The following is a 17,958-nucleotide window of genomic DNA, read 5'->3' as shown; positions in this document are numbered from 1 at the left end:
AGGACTTATGGATAGGGACAAAAATATTGAGTGGATTAAAGATAAGTTTAACAAAGGTAAAGAAGAGCTTGTAAGGCTTACAAAGATAAGTAAACTTAAAATTGAAGTGGCATCGACAAAAAAGAAAATTGATGAAAAACTGAAAAACCTTGGTCTGAAAGTTTATCAGATGAGTAAAGAAGGGGAAATTTTTCCTGAAAATTTAAATCTCGACTTTGAAAGTATTAATTTGTTGGAAGATAAAATTAAAGAGCTGGAGTTTGCTATTGGAGAGCTAAAAGCTCAAAAGGGCGATATTGACGACGTCGAAGAGGATACAGAGGTGGTTAATGGTGAAGTAATTGCAGAAGAGAGCAAAGCTGCCAGTGGCATAGAAGATATTACAGATAAAACAGCTTCTGACCAAGATTCAATTGATGAATTGACCGATATAAAAAAAACTGAAAATAAGGACAATTAATGAGTTCTATTTTATACGATAATATTAAAGAATTGCCCCCTATGCCTCAGATTGCCAAAATGGTGTTAGATTTGCTTGAAGACCCGGATTTCAGTTTTGCTGAGCTTGTAAGAATAATATCAAAGGATGCAAATATAACTGTTGCTATATTAAAACTGGCCAATTCGGCCTTTTATTCCCCAAAAAACAAGATAGTAAACCTTACACAGGCTATGTCATTTTTAGGTGTGAAAGCCATAAAAAATCTGGTTATCTCCGTGTCAACAAAATCATTATTTTTAAAGGGGAGAGTTGGTATTGTCGATCAGAAGCTCTGGGAGCATTCGGTTGGCACAGCAGTCATGTCGAGACTTTTGATGCTAAGAGTTGATAAAAAACTTGTGGAAGAGGCATTTTTGCTTGGGCTTATTCATGACATAGGTGTTTCGGTAATGAAAATGAATCTTGAAAATTATGAACTTATTCTTCAGGATGCATTTAATGAAAATATCGATCTTTGTGCCCTTGAAAATGAAAGACTTGGCATTAATCATGCGCAGGTCGGGGCAGAGCTTATGAAATTCTGGAAGATGCCAGAGATTTACAGCGATGTTGTTCTGAATCATCACAGCCCTGAAAACTCTGCCAGCAAATCTCTGGCAAATGTGTTATTTTTGTCCAATAATCTGTTAAAATGTTTTGGTATTGGAATAGGAAGTTGTAATGAAGAGTTTTCCAAATATATTGAAGCAATTGGCCTTGATGAGGCTGTTTTTGAAGATATAAAAGGGATGTTTAAGGAAGTTTATGACGCTGAGAAGGAAATATTTAATATATGAAAATATTTAAATTATTTATATTTTTTACCTTAATTACTGTAATAATGTCTTGTGCCTTCAATTTCGGCTACGAGAGTTCTAAATCTTTAAGAAACACTTATCCACATGCTGCCTCCGGCAACGGTATAAAATTTTATTACGGCGTTAAAGATGGTGGGTATGTTGATATCAGTATAAAAAATGTTTCAGGGATGATGTTTGGTTTAGCTGAGCTTGAGATTGAAGATAATACAGGCAAAGTCAATATGTATAAAAGTTTTGGCAATGTAAAAAATCTTGGTGTAAGAAAATTCAGTTTAAAAGTAGCTGAAAAAACTAATTACTTGAAAATTGCTTATAAATATCTGCCACAAATAGAGGACAGTTTTTTAAATCCAAACAAAAGCTTTGAACAGCTTGATGAAATTAAGGGTGAAGTAACAATTATTATAAAATAAAAGGTGGCTTAAGCCACCTTTTTTAGCCGCATGTTTCCGGGGTATCAGAATCAAGCCCGTGGTCTTTCAGATATTCTCTTATATTTTCGTATACTTTCTCACTTAAATCAATTTTATCAAGCTCATTATTTTTGTGATATCTTTTTAGTGTAGCCCTATTATTTTTAAACATTTCAAGCCACTGGCCACCTGTATATGAGTTTGGCGTAATAACTTTTACACCATCAATATTTCCTCTGTGGCACTCCTTATAACAATATTTTTTGAATTTTCTTCTGCCATCTCTTGTGTTTGCAGCAAAGCTGCTTGCTACCATAATCAAAACCATCATAAAAACAGTTAAAAACATAAGTTTTTGCTTCATAGGTTATACCCCCTGATTAATAAATTTATAAACAGCAAGTGCTATTTACCATAAATATGCATAAATACTGGGTAACTTTTATTATTCCCATCTATTTCTTTTTTAATTATATATGGAATTTTTGAAGTAATAAAGTTTAATTTGCTATAAATTGCATAATTTTTTAATATTTCCTGATTAATTCCATTATGGATGGTGTTGCCATCGCTATGGTATGAGCCATCTTCTTCATCAAGATCACAAATTACCAATTTTCCATCTTTTTTAAGCATCTGGGAAAGCTGAAAAATAGCCTTTTTTATATCTTTTATATGGTGAAAAGTCATAAGTGTCATAATTATGTCATACTTTGATAAGGGCAAGTTGGAACATGAATCAAGGTCAAGAAAGACAGTATTTACATTTTTTAAATCTAACTTTTTGATTTTGTCGTCTAAGACCTGGAGCATTTTGGGAGAGTTGTCAATCATATCAACCTGCCTGACTAAAGGTGCAAACTGGAGTCCCAAAAGCCCCGTACCACAGCCAAAGTCAGCAATAACGTGATTTTTGTCAATGTTACATGACAATTTTATTGAGTCAGCTACTTTTTGAGCCCGTTCTATATGCATTGGGTTTTGATCGTAGTAAAATGCTTTGTAATCAAAACTACTCATAATTCCCCCAATTAACATCGATATTTTATAATAATCAAAAATAATGTAAAGTAAAACTTGAGTTTTTTTTAAATATGTTTTATATACTATGAGCTTTCAGGAACGTAGCTCAGTGGGAGAGCATTGCGTTGACGTCGCAAGGGTCAGGGGTTCGACCCCCCTCGTTCCTATTTGTTATCAATATGTTATAGGACTTTAAAAATATAAAAGCTTGAAATTGTCAATTTTTCCACTTTTTTTTTGAATAAACATGGCATATTTTCCTTTATAAGTGGCTAATAGGCAAACCTTTTTTGTTTAAATCCCGTTTAAAATATGAATATAAGAGCATAAAAAAATTGAAATTCAACCAATTCTATACTATTATTAATTTATGCAAAACAAGTTAATATTTAAAAAGATCCCTATTGACGGCTACAATGAAGGGATGAAGATTGTAGGCTGTGACAAAGAGTGGCTTAATGCCAAAATAGTATCAAGTAACATCAGCAATGAAGAAATGCTAAAGATACTTAAATCTTATGGTGTAAAGGAGATTCTGGTTGAATATATCAGTGAAACAGTTGCTTTAATATCAAAGGAAGATGAAATATCAGAAAAGAGTCTTTCAAATCTTTTTCTTTCAGACCTTGAATTTGTTAAAAATATATATCCTGTCTTGCTTTCAGAGTTAAAAGAGATATTTCAAAGTGTTAAAAGCCAGAGGTTTGATCCTGAAAAAGTTGATGTTATTACAGAAAAAATAAATAGTAGCTCAGTCAAAAATAGTGGTTTTATTGTTAATATTACCAAATATTCTCAAAATGAAGAATATTTGTACAATCACAGTATAAATGTAGCTCTTTTATCAAACATATCTGCAAAAAATTTAGGTTATAATGAAAAAGTGACTCTTGAGATGACAAAAGGTGGTCTGTTACACGATATAGGTAAACTTTTCATAGATACAGATATAGTAAATAAAAAGGGTAAGCTTAACGAGCATGAGTTTGCTGAAGTAAAGAAGCACCCGATTTTAGGATATAAATTTCTATCTGAATATAAATGTGAGAGCGAGATAGTACTTAGAATAGTTCTTGAGCATCATGAAAGATATAACGGTAAGGGCTACCCAAGGCGACTATCAGGAAACAATATTTCACCTTATGCCAAAATTGCATCAATTCTTGACGCTTATGATGCATTGACGAATGACACTACTTACCGCGAGGCCATGAGCCAGGAAGAGGCTATTGAAATTATTAAACAGTCTGCAGGTGCAGAATTCAGTAAAAATGTAAGTGATATATTATTGAATTTTATTAAGAATAATACATTGGGAAAGGTTGTAAGGCTTGATTCAGATGAGGTTGGCATAATTGTTAAAGAGGGGATAAATAAAAAACAGCCCCTTGTATTGATAGTTAAAGACTCTGAAGGTAAATTTGTAAAACCATACATTTATGACCTTAATTCATATAATGCCATGACAGGTATGCCTTATAAGCAGATAATTTCCTTTTATACTAAAAAAGAGATTGACTTTAACCCGGTTCAAATCCTTCTTGATAATATTTCTCTACTTAATAATTAGTTGATAATAAAAATTTACTACTTTTTTAATATGTTCTCTTTTTTCTTTATTTCTTTCATGATTTCGTTTATTTCATTGTAGGATAAGTGGTCTTTGTAGTTTGTCAAAAATGATATCAGGGATTTAAGTCTCATGCTTTCCATATTCGGGGTATTAAGGCTGAGCTGGTCATCAGTAATTGAGCGTTTTACAAGAGTTTTTTGTTCGAGATAAAGTACATCGTAAAATAGCGCTATCCTCAGCCAGAGGTCATAATCTTCGCAGACTTTCATATAAGGGTTAAAATATCCCGTTTTGTTAAATACAGATTTATGGATTAATACTGATGAAGGGCTTATCCGACATATGTCGAGAATTTTTGTCAGGATTTTGCCGCCGTATTTTTTATGTTTAAGTCCCTGGTTAACAAACTCTCCTTTTTTATACCAGAACTCATCTGTATGACAAACAAGGCTGTTGTGTTTTTTTAACATTTCAAGTTGATACCCAATTTTAAAATTAAGCCAGATGTCATCAGAGTCAAGAAATGCAATAAATTCACCATTTGATTTTTTTATACCTATATTCCTTGCAATGCTAACACCTAAATTTTTTTCGATTTTTATTAGTTTTATTCTTGACAAGTATTGAGTTAAGTGGCTTTTAATATCCAAATCTGAGCCATCATCCACCACTATAATTTCTATATCCTTATAAGTCTGAAAAAAAACACTTTCTATTGCACTTTTTAATGTAGCTATCCTATTAAAAACAGGGATTATTACAGAAACTTTCATTCAAAAAAGTCTTCTACCAGCCTTTTCTTGTTTAATATTGTAGAAAACACAAGAATAGTATTTGTCTTCTGTACCCCATTCATATTTCGAAGTTGTTTGATAAGCCTTGAAAGGGTAGAGGTATTTTTTGTAATTACCTTCAAAATCATTGTAAAATCCCCGGTAACATGGTGGCACTCCACGATGTCGTTTGAAATGTTTGTAAGAGATTGTTCAAAGTCGGTTATATGCTGTGTATTATCAATACTTATTCCTATAAAAGCTGTAATGTCATAGCCAAGAACTTTATAGTTGATTTCTGTAGAATACTGTTTAATAACCCCTTCTGTTTCGAGTTTTTTGACCCTTTCAATTACGGAAGGGGACTTCATCCCTACATGTTTTGCGATGTCTGCATATGGTATACGACCATTTTTAATCATAAGATTGATTATTTCTATATCAATTTCATCAAGATTATGTTTCATAAATATTACCTCATTTTATTTACATTTATTCTATCACAATGTTTGTTAATAAAGCAAGTCGAACATAACGGACTTATAGGTTTGCAAATTTTTTGCCCGTATACCACCAATATTTCATTTAGCTTTATCCAATATTTTTCCGGAACAATTTTTTTTAAGGATGTTTCAGTTTCTTCAGGGGATTTGGTGTTAACAAGCCCGATTCTGTTTGAAATTCTATGAACATGAGTATCTACACAGACTTCATTTTTATGAAATCCTTCAATCATAACGAGTGTTGCCGTTTTTCTTCCAACACCTTTGAACTTTAACAACTCATCTATGGATTCAGGCACCCTGGAATTATATTCTTCTATCAATTTTTGGGATATATTTTTTATTGTTAGAGCCTTTTTTTTATAAAATCCGGCTGGAAAAATGAGTTTTTCAATCTCATCTGTGCTTAAAGACACAATTTTTTCTGGAGTGTCTGCAACCAAAAATAGTTTTTTGGATGATGCAATAGTTACTTCATCCTTTGTTCTTAGTGAAATAATTGTGCTTAAAAGTATTTTAAAAGGGTCATTTTTATAAAGTTTTGCAAGTTTTGTAATTGAAGGTTCTTCTTGATTCTTATAAAACTCCAGGAGTAAAGCAAAAATTGTATCAATATTTTTATGCATTATCTATAAAATCTCTAACTTTCGGCTTCAAATGAAGATTTTCTATATCAAATTTTTTTAATGAATTTGCAATAACATTTGCTTTGTATTCATCGGTAGCTTTTCTGTCAATTATTATCATATACTTGTCGTTGACTTTACAGAGACCGCCTTTTGCGGTGGTCTTTTCAAATCTTACTTTTATATCAAGTTTGTTACATATCTCTGTAAGCTCTTCAAGAATCATTTTTATCTGTTTCATGCCGTATATTTTACCATAATTTTGTTTCTATACAATAACAAAATTAATCCGGAGGATAGTGCAAAAAAACCACCTGTTATAAACATATTTTCAACCCCCATAATATCATAGAGATAACCTGAAATAATGGAGCCCAATATTGCCCCAAGACCATAAATAAATGTGGCATAGTAACTCTGGGCTTTTAACCTTATAAAATCCGGAATGCTATCTTTTATATATCTTATTATTGAAAGATGAAATGTGCCAAAAGCAAATCCATGTAGAAGATTGATAACAAGTAAAACGTAAGGGGAATGTGTATAACCTATGACAAAAGATCTGATAGACCCTAAAAGCATAGAGATTATCAATAGGTTATAAGGCTGTATCTTCTCAAATAATTTCCTGGAAAAAAACATTAAAAGAATTTCGGCACATATTCCAACTGACCATATAATTCCCGCTGTTGTCTGTGAACTGTTTAGGTACTGAACTTTTATATTCATAAAGTTGTGAAAAAAAGTCAGTGGAATGAAATATATTAAACTTGCAAAAAGTATAAGTTTGAAGTCAAAACTTAATTTTTTATTGAGATTATTTTTTTTGTCATCATCAATGTCGAAAAGATGCACAAAAGATATCGAAATGGCAGATAATAAGCCTGTCAATACTGACATTATTATAAATACGTTTATATCAAAATAATCCACCAGAAGACCAGTAAGTGTTGTAAATACAATGAAGCCTATTGAGCCAAAAAGCCTTATTTTCCCATATTCTATACCGGACTGTCTTGAAAATTCATTTGAGATATGGTCTATTACCGGCAATATGCCAACCCTTGCAACAGAGTATATTACAAAAGACAGAAAAACGGCCAGGTAATTTGAAAATATCAGGAGTATAACACTTGAATTGGAAACGATAATGGCTGTTATAAGGAAAAGTTTTTTATAAGAAATTGAGTTGTAAATTTTAGTCCATTTGTTTGTAAATAGGAATTTTACCACAGAAACAATAGTAATAAATATTCCTATCTCACTGCCCGAAAAACCTGATGTCTTTAAATATAGTGCTACAAAAGGGATAAATATGCCAAGAGTGCCAAAATGAAAGAAATAAAATAAGGAAAGAAAGGCGGCTTTTTTAAAATGATTCACAGTTGCCGCCTGATTGCTTATGAATTTTTTACTTGTTGATAAAGGGGAGATATTGCCCTTAGTTTAGCAACATTCTCTTTTAAGATTTCCACAGCTCTGTCTGCTTCCTCAAGAGTATTGAATCTGCCAAAACTAAATCTCAGTGCACCGTGAGCGTCTACCGGGTTTATATTTATTGCTTTCAGTACGTGCGAAGCATCCATACTGTCAGAAGAACAAGCTGACCCGGTGGAGCAGCATACTTCTGAAGCATACACCATAAGTGCTTCACCTTCTATATATTTGAAAGTAATATTGGAAACACTGCATATTCTTGGTTCGCCACCATTAACATAAGTGTCTGGTATTTCATTAATAATTCTTTGTTCAAAACGGTCTCTCACCTGTTTGATATGAGCAATATCTTTATCAAGCTCAGCTTTGATGATTTCGCAGGCCTTGCCTATCCCTACAATATACGGAACATTTTCAGTTCCTGCTCTAAGACCATATTCGTGATGCCCCCCATATATTATAGGTTTCAGGATATTTTTCAATTCTCTGTCAATATAAAGAACACCTATCCCTTTAGGGGCATAAATTTTATGTCCGGAAAAACTTAAAAGATGAACACCTAAATCAGAAACATCCACCTTCATTTTTCCAACAGCCTGAACGGCATCAGTATGAAAAATTATATCTTTTTCCCGAGCAACAGTAGCAAGCTCCTTTATCGGCTGAATTGTACCTATTTCATTATTTGCAAGCATTATACTTGCAAGTATTGTCCTGTCAGTTATTGCATTTTTGAAAGTATCGATTTCAATATGTCCTGTTTTGTTTACAGGGAGATAAGTTATCTCAAAACCTTCTTTTTCAAGCTCTTCGCAAGCCTCACTTATGGCTTTGTGTTCGATATTTGAAGTAATTATGTGGTTGCCTTTATGTTTTAGTGCCCTTGCTATTCCAAAAAGAGCCATATTGTCAGATTCAGAGCCGCTTGCTGTAAAAATAATTTCCTCAGATTCAGCAGATAATAGCTCAGCGACCTTTTGTCTGGAATTTTCAAGATGTTCTCTTGCTGTTCTGCCCGGGTTATGCAGACTTGATGGATTTGCAAAAATTTCTTCAAAGTAAGGGAGCATTGCCTCAACAACTCTTTTGTCAACTTTTGTGGTAGCACTGTTATCAAAATATATTGCCATATCAACCTCTAACATTTATTCTTCTTTTTTAAGTCTGAGAGTGTAATATTTTGGAAAAAATTATCAACATTTTTTTTAAGTTCAAACCAGAGCCAGTTTACAGCACACTGAGACGCCTTGTTACAACCGTCATTATCAATACAGTCAACAGGTTTTATCGGGCCATCCATGGCATATATTATCTCTTTTACGGAAATTTGCTCAGAATTTTTTGATAGCATATATCCGCCGGAGATACCTCTTGCAGCAGTAACTATATTTGCTCTTTTGAGTCTTGAAAATATCTGTTCGAGATATTTTAGAGAGATATCTTCATATTCTGAAATCTTTTTCAGTGAAACAGGTTCATTTTCCCCGTTTAGCATTAAAAGTGCGTAAATCGCCCTTATAGCATATCTACTCTTGGTTGTTATCCTCATCATTTTTATCCTTTTTTATGGTTTTTATCTCTTTTTCAATACTTACAACCCTTTCAATAATACATTCGATAGCTTTGGCAACAGGGTCAGGGAGATTGCTGTGGTCGAAATCGATTTTCTTTTCACCAGAAACTATTCTGCCAGGTATGCCTACCACTGTGGAGTTAGGGGGCACTTCTTTTACTACAACAGAGTTTGAGCCAATTTTAGAATTGTCCCCGACTTTGAAGGGGCCAAGAATTTTTGCACCTGAGCCTATTATAACGTTGTTACCAATTGTTGGATGTCTTTTCCCTTTGTTGAGGCTTACCCCGCCCAGTGTAACACCATGGTATATTGTTACATTGTCACCTATTTCTGCAGTTTCACCAATAACAACTCCCATTCCATGGTCAATGAAGAAGTTTTTACCTATTTTGGCTCCAGGATGTATTTCAATCCCTGTGAAAAATCTTCCAAGATGAGAAATAAACCTTCCAAGAAAATAAAACTTCTTTTCCCAAAACCAGTGAGATATTCGGTAAAAAATTATCGCATGAAAACCAGGATAACAAAATATTATCTCAAGCGTGCTTCTTGCAGCTGGGTCTCTTTCAAATACAGCATTTATTTCTTCTTTTAATGTCTTGAAAATATTCATAAATCCTACCCTGGTAGTAGTAAATTTATATATAAAAAATACCTGCATTGTTTCCAATACAGGTATTAAATAGCTTAATTATTGAGCTTCAATAGCATCAACCGGGCATACTTCAACGCATGCACCACAGTCAGTACAAGTATCAGGATCGATTACTCTTGCATCATCACCTTCACTAATTGCACCTACTGGGCACTCGTCTTCACATACACCACAGTTTGTACATGCATCAGTTATAAAATGTGCCATTTTGCACCTCCCTTTGATTATATTCAATTAATAGTAATCAACACCCACAATGTCAACAAAAATTTTCAAAATCTTCTGATACCAATTTTTATGTTTTGGGTTGCATTTTGGGAAAATAGAATATATTAACCCTAAAAAAAATCGGAGGATATGATGGTTACTGAAAATATTAAATTTGTAAAGCTTGTATCAGGTGACTCTGTTATGGGAAAACTTGAAGATGGAAAACTAAAAGATATTGTGCAGATTCAGGCGATTCCGGCCGGAGGTGGCGTGCAACTTGCAATGCTCCCTTTTGGATTTCCTTTTGAAGATGAAGTAGGAGGGGAAATTGATGAAGCCCATATTTTGTATGAATATCAAAAATTGCCAGAAGAGCTTATCAATAAATATCTTGAGGCAAAAAGCAATATAAAAATAGCTTCCAACATTCCGGATATGGGGCCAATGGGAGGAGCTAAATCAGGCGGTAGCGGTTTGATTTTATAATGGACAAATACTGGAAGAAATTAAATACACACAGAGAGTACAAAGATAAAGTGCTCTCTGTGGACCACTGTGAATATTACTTTGACAAGAAAAATGCTTCTATGAATTTTACCATTATCAATACCAGTAACTGGGTCACAATTATTCCTGTAACTTCAGATAACAAATTCATACTTGTAAAACAGTTTAGGGTAGGGACAGAAGAGACTACCTATGAATTCCCCGGTGGAGCTATCAATGAAAATGAATCTCATAAAGAGGCAGCTTTGAGAGAGCTCAGGGAGGAAACCGGTCTTGCTGCCGGTAACATTGAATTGCTATCAGTTGTTCATCCTAACCCGGCATTTATGAGTAATAGGGCGTATATTTATCTGGCTGAAGAATGTAGTTTTAAATATGAGCTTCAGCTTGATTTGTTTGAAGATATAGAGGTTGTGAGTTTAAGCAGACAGGAATTGGAAGATTATATTGTCAGTGGTAAAATTACCCATAGTATTGTTTTGGCAGCTTATTCTCATTTTTTGTTAAAGGAAAAAAATCAGGGGTAGTATATTCTCTCAAAAGTGAATATAAAGAATAAATTGTTTATTGATTTGTTATTATTGTCACTGCTTGTAATGTTTTCAATTTTTCTTTTATGGAAATTATCAGAAAATCTTGGGTATAACTGGCAATTTTACAGAATTGGTAAATATATAATCGAAAAATCAAATTCTGGCTATCAACCTGGTGTATTACTGAGAGGGTTAATTGTTACAGTAGAAATTTCTGCCATTAGTTTGGTGTTATCATTTATCATCGGTCTTACAAGTTCATTATTTAGAGTATCTGGCTCAGCGGTACTGAATATGGTTTCTGTTTTTTATATCGAGACAATCAGGAATACGCCTCTTCTGATACAGATATTCTTCAACTATTTTGTGCTGTCCCCTATATTTGATATTTCTCCATATGTTACAGCGATACTTACATTAAGTCTTTTTGAGGGTGCATATGCATCGGAAATTATCAGAGGCGGATTAAATTCTATTCATTTTGGCCAGTATGAGGCAGCAAGAAGTTTGGGGTTAACCTCTTTTCAGATGTACCGGTTTGTAGTGTTGCCGCAGGCATTAAGAAATGTTGCTCCGCCTCTTGCAAGTCAGGCAATTTCGCTTGTAAAAGATTCTGCACTTGTCAGCACTATTTCTGTCTATGAGTTGACTTTATATGGACAGGCAATTGTCAGCGAGACCTTTTTAAGTTTTGAAGTTTGGTTTACAGTGGCAGCAATTTACCTTATAATAAATATTATATTGTCGATATGTATTAAAATTTTTTCAAAAAAAGTTAAAAGAGGTGCAGTATGAAAAGATTTTTTGGTTTAATTATTCTGTTATTTTTTGCAATGTTTGTTTCAGGAAATGCCGAGTCAGTAAGAGATGAGCTTGTAAAGGAAAGCACAATCGAAAAGATTTTGAAAAGAGGTTATATAAAAGTAGGAATGTCGACTTTTGTCCCTTGGGCAATGCAGGACAAGAATGGCAATCTTATAGGTTTTGAAATAGATGTTGCCAAAAGGCTTGCAGAAGATATGGGGGTCAAGGTCGAGTTTGTGCCTACAAAATGGTCAGGTATAATACCTGCTCTATTGACGGGGAAATATGACGTGATTATTGGTGGGATGGGGATTACTCCCGAGAGAAATAAAAAGGTAAATTTTACAATTCCTTACGATTATTCAGGAATGTCAATTGTGGCTCACAAAAAAAAGGCTGAAGGGTTTAAAACCTTACAAGATTTTAATAAGAATGATGTTATAATAGCGGTGAGAATCGGGACTACAGCAGAAAGTGCCGCAAAAAAATATCTTCCCAATGCAAAATTGAAGCTTTTTGATGATGAGTCGCAGGCTATTCAAGAACTTTTGACTGGAAGAGTACATGCGGTAGTGGCTTCTTCTCCTATGCCTGCATTTCAGGCTATTGAACATAGTGACAAACTGTTTTTACCATTTAAAGAAACTTTTACCAAAGAGCCTATTGCTTTTGCTATCAGGAAAGGGGACATTGATACTTTAAACTATTTCAATAGCTGGATTACAATTGTAGAATCTGAAGGGTGGTTGAAGGAGAGAAGAGATTATTGGTTTAATACAAAGGACTGGGAGAAACTTTTAAAGTAGATGTTAAGGTTTGGATTAAAAAGGATAGACTATGTGGCATTGTCTATCCTTTTGTTTTTACTGATATATTTAATTTACAGAGTTAATAGTTATGTTGAATATAATTGGCGATGGCATAAAGTTTTAGGGTATCTTATAAACAGGGATGAAACAGGCTATCATTTTGGACTTTTGACTAAAGGGCTTTTTTACACGTTAAAACTGAGTTTCTGGTCAATTATTTTCAGTATGATTTTTGGACTTATAGCGGGTGTATCAAGAACATTAAAAAGACCTTTTTTTAAAATTGGGTCATTGATTTATGTTGAAATTAACCGAAATATTCCACCACTCGTGCTGGTTTTTATTTTTTATTTTTTTATTGCTGATCAACTGTTTGTTTACTTTGATATTGAACACATTTTAAGAGCCCAATCCCAGACTGTGATAAATATCGTTTCATTTACCTTTGCACCTATTAATCTTTTATCCTCTTTTTTTGCCGGTGTACTTACACTTGCTATTTATGAAAGTGCTTATATCGCTGAGATTGTAAAAGCAGGAATTGAGTCGGTTGACAGTGGCCAAAAAGATGCGGCCAAAGCTTTGGGATTGTCAAAACTAAAAATTTTGAAATATGTTATTATGCCGCAAGCTACAAAGGTGATAATCCCACCTTTAAACAGTCAGTTTATATCAACTATTAAAGATTCTTCTATCGTGTCTGTGGTGGCTATTCCTGAGCTTACATTTCAGGGTATGGAAATGATGTCTGCCACTTATCTTACATATGAAACATGGATTACAGTTACATTTTTTTACTTTTTTTTGACTTTCCTGCTGTCAATGTTAAATAAAAAGATTGAGAAGAAATTGACGGCCAATTTTTAAAAATTTTACAATTTTTTGACATTCTTTGTACATATTTCTGACAAAATAACACTATGCTTCCTTAACCTTAATAAGGATAGGAGGAAAGTGATGAAAAGTCTCAAAATTTTAGCACTGGTTGCCTTAAGTGTGTTTTTTATGGCAGCTGGAAATGTACTGGCAAGGGAGCAGATAAGGATTGTTGGCTCAAGCACCGTGTATCCATTTTCAAGTTATGTTGCAGAAGAATTTGGTGCTACAACAAAATTTAAGACGCCGGTAGTAGAATCAACTGGTTCAGGAGGCGGGCACAAACTTTTTGGTGAAGGGGTTGGAGAAAATACACCAGATATAACAAATTCTTCAAGAAGAATTAAGGAAAAAGAGCTTAAAAACAATATTGAAAAAGGTATTGAAACTATCGAAGTGAAAATAGGTTATGACGGTATAGTACTTGCTCAGAATAAAGATTCAGAAGATTTGGATTTGACAAGAAAAGATATTTTGCTTGCTGTTGCAGAAGAGGTGCCTGTAAACGGCAAACTGGTTAAAAATCCATATAAATATTGGAACGAAATTAATCCTTCTTTGCCTAAAAGAGAAATTTTGGTGTATGGCCCTCCCACATCTTCAGGTACGAGAGATTCTTTTGAAGAACTTGTAATGGAAGAGGCATCAAAAAAGATAAAAGAGTATGGTGGTAAATATTCTAAAATCAGGACAGATGGTGTTTATGTGCCAGCAGGTGAGAATGACAATCTTATTGTTCAGAGGCTTGTAAAGGATAAAACGGCAGTTGGTATCTTCGGGTACAGTTTTCTGGAAGAAAATAGTGACAGACTTAAAGCTGCAATAATTGATAATGTTGAACCTACAGCTGAAAATATTTCATCTGGAAAATATCCTGTTGCAAGAAGCATGTTTTTCTACGTTAAAAAGAATCATTTAGGCAAAGTACCAGGTATCGAAGAATATGTTGACCTTTTTGTCAGTGAAAAAATGATTGGTGGTAGAGGAGCATTAAAGAGGATAGGTCTTATACCTTTGCCTAAAAGTGAAAGGGAAAAGGTAAGAGCAGACTGGCAGAATAGAAAAGTTTTAAAGATTGAGGATTTAAAATAATAAAGGGGCTGTTAATCAGCCCTTTTTAGAGGTATTATGGAAAAGGTATATTTTTATGTGTTTCTGGTTTGTTCGATAATTCTTATTTTTTTGGGGCATTATTTTGGTGTCAAAAAAGCAACTTTTTTAGAGGCTGAGCAAAAAATAAAATCAAGGCCTCATTACTACGGCTGGTACTCTGTGATTTTGATGGCTGTACCAGCATTTTTATTTTACACTTTATTGTCTGCTTTGTCTTACTACAAAATTATATATTTTAATCCTTTACTGACATATACTTTTACATTTTTAATTATTGTTATTGCACTGCTAATTAGTCTAAAAAAAATAACTCCTGAACAGAATGCCAGATTAAAGGTGGAGAGATTTATAAATATAACTCTTTTGATTAGTGCTGTAATTACGATACTTATTACAATTGGCATTGTTATATCGGTGTTTTTTGAATCTTTAAAATTTTTCAAAAATGTGAGTATTTTTGATTTTTTATTTGGGACAGAGTGGGAACCTGATACTGCATTTTTGGGTGGCGCTGGCAGGGGGAATGAAATGGTAGCTGAACCAAAATTTGGCTCTGTACCGCTTTTTGCTGGCACTGCAATGATATCTTTAATTGCAATGCTTGTAGCAGTACCTGCAGGGCTATTTAGCGCAATTTATTTGTCTGAATATGCTTCTAAAAGGCTACGAAAAAAAATCAAACCTCTTCTGGAAATTTTAGCTGGAATTCCTACGGTTGTTTACGGTTTTTTTGCAGCAATTACGGTTAGCCCGATTGTTGTAGAAATTGCTGAACTTGTTGGTCTTAAAGCCGAATATACAAATGCCCTTTCACCGGGAATTGTTATGGGGATTATGATTATTCCTTATATGTCATCACTGGCAGATGATGTTATAAATGCTGTTCCAAATAGCCTCAGGGAAGGCTCACTTGCCCTTGGGACTACAAAATCAGAAACAATAAAACATGTCGTTTTGCCTGCTGCTTTGCCAGGGATTTTCTCGGCATTCATCTTGGCAGTTTCAAGAGCTATCGGGGAGACGATGATTGTTGTTATGGCTGCAGGATTAAGACCTAACCTGACATTGAATCCCTTGGAAGGGATGACTACTGTGACTGTCAGAATAGTAGATGCGCTTGTTGGGGATCAGGAATTTGGAAGTCTCGAAACGCTTTCTGCTTTTGGGCTTGGTTTTGTTTTATTGATTATTACATTGATACTAAATATTTTTTCTATGAAAATTGTACGTCGTTTCAGAGAAAAATATGATTAAGGTGGGTTGAGATGTCTGTTAAAAATATACAAAGCAGCAGAAATAAAAAAAGATATTTTAAAGAAAAAGTATTTAAAATGTATGGTGTAATAGCACTTTTTATTTCATTTGCATTTCTTGTGACCTTTTTTGGTAATATGATTTTTAAAGGGTACTCCGGTTTGAGGCAGGCAAAGATATACACCACTATCAGTATTACTCCCGAAGTTTTGGAAGACCCTGCTTATGCCTTTTTGGAAGATGATTATTACTATATAAGCAGGGATGAGATTAGAAGACTTCCTTTAAAAATTCAGGACTCTAAAGATATGATGAATAAAACTTTTAATGAATGGGTGATTGCTGATTCAGAGGTTGACCAGTACTTGAAAGGCAGGCCAAACAGGTTAAAGAATAGTGATAAAAAATATCTGGATAAATTAAAAGAAGAAGGGAAACTTAAATTATTTTTTAACTGGAATTTTTTTACAAACGGTGATTCGAATCTTCCTGAAATTGCGGGGATTAAAGCTGCTGTTTTTGGAACGATATATGTTATGATTATAACAATACTGGTAAGTGTTCCGCTGGGGATTGCCACAGCAATTTATCTGGAAGAATATGCCAAAGATAATTGGCTTACAAGAATGATTGAAGTAAATATAAATAATCTTGCAGCTATCCCTTCAATTATTTATGGTCTTTTGGGGCTTGCTGTATTCATAAACTTTTTGCATGTGCCTCGTTCGTCTGCTCTTGCAGGAGGGCTTACTCTTGGCATTATGAATTTACCTGTAATAGTGATAAGCTCAAGGGCAGCCATAAAATCAATCCCCCCTTCCATTAAAGAGGCCGCTTATGGGGTTGGGGCTTCAAAATTGCAGGTAATCTGGCACCACATATTGCCACTTGCTGTTCCTGGGATATTGACAGGTTTTATTATAGGACTTGCAAGGTCGATTGGCGAAACTGCTCCTTTGCTTGTAGTTGGTATGGTGGCATATATTCCTGATGCTCCTACAAGTTTTGTGCAGTCAACAACAGTTTTGCCTGCGCAAATTTATACATGGTCAACAGCCTCATTAAGGGCCTTTACCGAAAAGACTGCCCTTGCAATTTTGGTATTGCTTGCTGTAATGCTTTTGTTGAACACACTTGCCATCTGGCTTAGAAATAAATATGAAAAACAATGGTAAATGGAGATGATTTTGATGAAAGTTAAAATGTCTGCTTCAAATGTAAATTTTTATTATGGAGAATTTAAAGCACTTAAAGATATCAATCTTAAATTTTATGAAAACAATGTTACAGCACTAATTGGGCCATCAGGATGCGGTAAAAGTACTTTTTTAAGATGCCTTAACAGAATGAATGACCTTATTGACGGTACAAAAGTTGAAGGTGAAATTTTGCTTGATGATGAAAATATTTATGATTCTGACGTAGATGTTGTGGAGCTTAGAAAAAGAGTGGGGATGGTGTTTCAAAAACCTAATCCGTTTCCAAAATCGATATATGAAAATATTGCCTATGGACCAAAAATTCATGGAATTGCCAGCAAGGGTGCAGAAATGGATGAGCTTGTTGAAGATTCTCTCAAAAAAGCATTTTTGTGGGATGAAGTAAAGGATAGGCTTCATGCTCCTGCTACGGCACTTTCAGGTGGGCAACAGCAGAGACTTTGTATTGCAAGGGCTATTGCAATGAAACCTGACATAATTTTGATGGATGAACCGGCGTCTGCGCTTGACCCTATTGCCACACAAAAGATTGAGGATTTGATATTCGAATTGAAAAAGAATTATACTATAATAATTGTTACCCACAGTATGCAACAGGCTGCAAGGGTTTCAGATTATACGGCCTTTTTTTACATGGGAAACCTGATAGAATATGGAGAGACCCAACAAATTTTTACGCAGCCAAAACTGAAGCAGACAGAAGATTATATTACCGGGAGATTTGGTTAATAAAAATCAACAATGGGTGATG

The 17,958-nt window shown here is 34.1% G+C and carries 24 protein-coding genes and 1 tRNA gene; 14 read left to right on the top strand and 11 right to left on the bottom strand.

The annotated features are described in order from the left end of the window. Window positions 1–7: 7 nt before the first annotated feature. Genes ACTCAF_RS04265 through ACTCAF_RS04255 form a run of 3 tightly spaced genes read left to right on the top strand, consistent with a single transcriptional unit; the run spans window position 8 to window position 1,715 of the window. Window positions 8–460 (top strand): hypothetical protein, encoded by a 453-nt coding sequence (locus ACTCAF_RS04265; protein ID WP_463062054.1) that lies wholly within the window; start codon window positions 8–10, stop codon window positions 458–460. After that, window positions 460–1,278, top strand: coding sequence for an HDOD domain-containing protein (locus ACTCAF_RS04260; RefSeq protein ID WP_463062053.1), 819 nt, complete (start codon window positions 460–462; stop codon window positions 1,276–1,278). Before ACTCAF_RS04265 ends, ACTCAF_RS04260 begins: the two co-directional genes overlap by 1 nt. Then, complete coding sequence (locus ACTCAF_RS04255) at window positions 1,275–1,715, top strand: hypothetical protein (protein WP_463062052.1); 441 nt, start codon at window positions 1,275–1,277, stop codon at window positions 1,713–1,715. The genes ACTCAF_RS04260 and ACTCAF_RS04255 overlap by 4 nt, the downstream gene beginning before the upstream one ends. Window positions 1,716–1,737: 22 nt before the next feature. Here ACTCAF_RS04255 and ACTCAF_RS04250 read toward each other — a convergent pair whose 3' ends face one another. Then, window positions 1,738–2,079: a hypothetical protein gene (locus tag ACTCAF_RS04250; protein ID WP_463062051.1), complete on the bottom strand. Its 342-nt coding sequence runs from the start codon at window positions 2,077–2,079 to the stop codon at window positions 1,738–1,740. 41 nt (window positions 2,080–2,120) lie between these two features. Then, window positions 2,121–2,735: a class I SAM-dependent DNA methyltransferase gene (locus tag ACTCAF_RS04245; RefSeq protein ID WP_463062050.1), complete on the bottom strand. Its 615-nt coding sequence runs from the start codon at window positions 2,733–2,735 to the stop codon at window positions 2,121–2,123. Window positions 2,736–2,833: 98 nt separating this feature from the next. Here ACTCAF_RS04245 and ACTCAF_RS04240 point away from each other — a divergent pair. Both ACTCAF_RS04240 and ACTCAF_RS04235 read left to right on the top strand, forming a co-directional pair. Next, window positions 2,834–2,905, top strand: a tRNA-Val gene (locus ACTCAF_RS04240). A 203-nt stretch (window positions 2,906–3,108) separates the two neighbouring features. Beyond that, window positions 3,109–4,308: an HD domain-containing phosphohydrolase gene (locus ACTCAF_RS04235; RefSeq protein ID WP_463062049.1), complete on the top strand. Its 1,200-nt coding sequence runs from the start codon at window positions 3,109–3,111 to the stop codon at window positions 4,306–4,308. Between the two features lie 17 nt (window positions 4,309–4,325). Here the strand turns inward: ACTCAF_RS04235 and ACTCAF_RS04230 are convergent, their stop codons facing one another. The 9 genes from ACTCAF_RS04230 to ACTCAF_RS04190 all read right to left on the bottom strand — a co-directional run bounded on the left by ACTCAF_RS04230 (window position 4,326) and on the right by ACTCAF_RS04190 (window position 10,088). Further along, window positions 4,326–5,084, bottom strand: a complete 759-nt coding sequence (locus tag ACTCAF_RS04230; RefSeq protein WP_463062048.1) for a glycosyltransferase family 2 protein — start codon at window positions 5,082–5,084, stop codon at window positions 4,326–4,328. Next, on the bottom strand, window positions 5,081–5,551 hold the full coding sequence (locus ACTCAF_RS04225) for an Lrp/AsnC family transcriptional regulator (protein WP_463062047.1): 471 nt from the start codon (window positions 5,549–5,551) through the stop codon (window positions 5,081–5,083). Before ACTCAF_RS04225 ends, ACTCAF_RS04230 begins: the two co-directional genes overlap by 4 nt. Window positions 5,552–5,556: 5 nt before the next feature. Next, window positions 5,557–6,213 (bottom strand): endonuclease III domain-containing protein, encoded by a 657-nt coding sequence (locus ACTCAF_RS04220; RefSeq protein WP_463062046.1) that lies wholly within the window; start codon window positions 6,211–6,213, stop codon window positions 5,557–5,559. Next, window positions 6,206–6,454, bottom strand: coding sequence for a hypothetical protein (locus tag ACTCAF_RS04215; protein ID WP_463062045.1), 249 nt, complete (start codon window positions 6,452–6,454; stop codon window positions 6,206–6,208). The genes ACTCAF_RS04220 and ACTCAF_RS04215 overlap by 8 nt, the downstream gene beginning before the upstream one ends. Then, window positions 6,451–7,596 carry an MFS transporter gene (locus ACTCAF_RS04210; RefSeq protein WP_463062044.1) on the bottom strand — a complete coding sequence of 382 codons (1,146 nt, stop codon included), beginning with the start codon at window positions 7,594–7,596 and terminating at the stop codon, window positions 6,451–6,453. The genes ACTCAF_RS04215 and ACTCAF_RS04210 overlap by 4 nt, the downstream gene beginning before the upstream one ends. A gap of 17 nt (window positions 7,597–7,613) precedes the next feature. Then, window positions 7,614–8,780, bottom strand: a complete 1,167-nt coding sequence (locus ACTCAF_RS04205) for a cysteine desulfurase family protein (RefSeq protein ID WP_463062043.1) — start codon at window positions 8,778–8,780, stop codon at window positions 7,614–7,616. Window positions 8,781–8,788: 8 nt separating this feature from the next. Then, window positions 8,789–9,202, bottom strand: coding sequence for an RrF2 family transcriptional regulator (locus ACTCAF_RS04200; protein ID WP_463062042.1), 414 nt, complete (start codon window positions 9,200–9,202; stop codon window positions 8,789–8,791). Next, window positions 9,177–9,839, bottom strand: coding sequence for a serine O-acetyltransferase (gene cysE, locus ACTCAF_RS04195; protein ID WP_463062080.1), 663 nt, complete (start codon window positions 9,837–9,839; stop codon window positions 9,177–9,179). The genes ACTCAF_RS04200 and cysE overlap by 26 nt, the downstream gene beginning before the upstream one ends. A gap of 78 nt (window positions 9,840–9,917) precedes the next feature. After that, window positions 9,918–10,088, bottom strand: a complete 171-nt coding sequence (locus tag ACTCAF_RS04190) for a 4Fe-4S binding protein (protein ID WP_242819961.1) — start codon at window positions 10,086–10,088, stop codon at window positions 9,918–9,920. Between the two features lie 150 nt (window positions 10,089–10,238). On the opposite strand from ACTCAF_RS04190, the gene ACTCAF_RS04185 reads away from it, so the two are divergent. The 9 genes from ACTCAF_RS04185 (at window position 10,239) to pstB (ending at window position 17,936) form a co-directional block, all read left to right on the top strand. Then, window positions 10,239–10,577, top strand: a complete 339-nt coding sequence (locus ACTCAF_RS04185) for a hypothetical protein (protein WP_463062041.1) — start codon at window positions 10,239–10,241, stop codon at window positions 10,575–10,577. Next, window positions 10,577–11,125: an NUDIX hydrolase gene (locus tag ACTCAF_RS04180; RefSeq protein ID WP_463062040.1), complete on the top strand. Its 549-nt coding sequence runs from the start codon at window positions 10,577–10,579 to the stop codon at window positions 11,123–11,125. The genes ACTCAF_RS04185 and ACTCAF_RS04180 overlap by 1 nt, the downstream gene beginning before the upstream one ends. Before the next feature lie 69 nt (window positions 11,126–11,194). Further along, window positions 11,195–11,926: an amino acid ABC transporter permease gene (locus tag ACTCAF_RS04175; protein ID WP_463062039.1), complete on the top strand. Its 732-nt coding sequence runs from the start codon at window positions 11,195–11,197 to the stop codon at window positions 11,924–11,926. Further along, complete coding sequence (locus ACTCAF_RS04170) at window positions 11,923–12,741, top strand: transporter substrate-binding domain-containing protein (RefSeq protein ID WP_463062038.1); 819 nt, start codon at window positions 11,923–11,925, stop codon at window positions 12,739–12,741. Before ACTCAF_RS04175 ends, ACTCAF_RS04170 begins: the two co-directional genes overlap by 4 nt. Beyond that, a complete protein-coding gene (locus tag ACTCAF_RS04165) occupies window positions 12,742–13,611 on the top strand; it encodes an amino acid ABC transporter permease (RefSeq protein ID WP_463062037.1) in 870 nt (289 codons plus the stop codon). Window positions 13,612–13,701: 90 nt separating this feature from the next. Beyond that, window positions 13,702–14,712: a PstS family phosphate ABC transporter substrate-binding protein gene (locus tag ACTCAF_RS04160; protein WP_463062036.1), complete on the top strand. Its 1,011-nt coding sequence runs from the start codon at window positions 13,702–13,704 to the stop codon at window positions 14,710–14,712. 36 nt (window positions 14,713–14,748) lie between these two features. Then, window positions 14,749–15,987 (top strand): phosphate ABC transporter permease subunit PstC, encoded by a 1,239-nt coding sequence (gene pstC, locus ACTCAF_RS04155; RefSeq protein WP_463062035.1) that lies wholly within the window; start codon window positions 14,749–14,751, stop codon window positions 15,985–15,987. Between the two features lie 11 nt (window positions 15,988–15,998). Next, window positions 15,999–17,162, top strand: coding sequence for a phosphate ABC transporter permease PstA (gene pstA, locus ACTCAF_RS04150; RefSeq protein WP_463062034.1), 1,164 nt, complete (start codon window positions 15,999–16,001; stop codon window positions 17,160–17,162). Between the two features lie 9 nt (window positions 17,163–17,171). Next, entirely contained in the window at window positions 17,172–17,936 is a 765-nt protein-coding gene (gene pstB, locus ACTCAF_RS04145; protein ID WP_463062079.1) for a phosphate ABC transporter ATP-binding protein PstB, read from the top strand. The last annotated feature ends 22 nt before the right edge of the window (window positions 17,937–17,958 follow it).

The sequence above is a fragment of the Deferrivibrio sp. genome (genome assembly GCF_055117995.1).
This window is presented reverse-complemented; position numbering and strand designations above follow the sequence as displayed.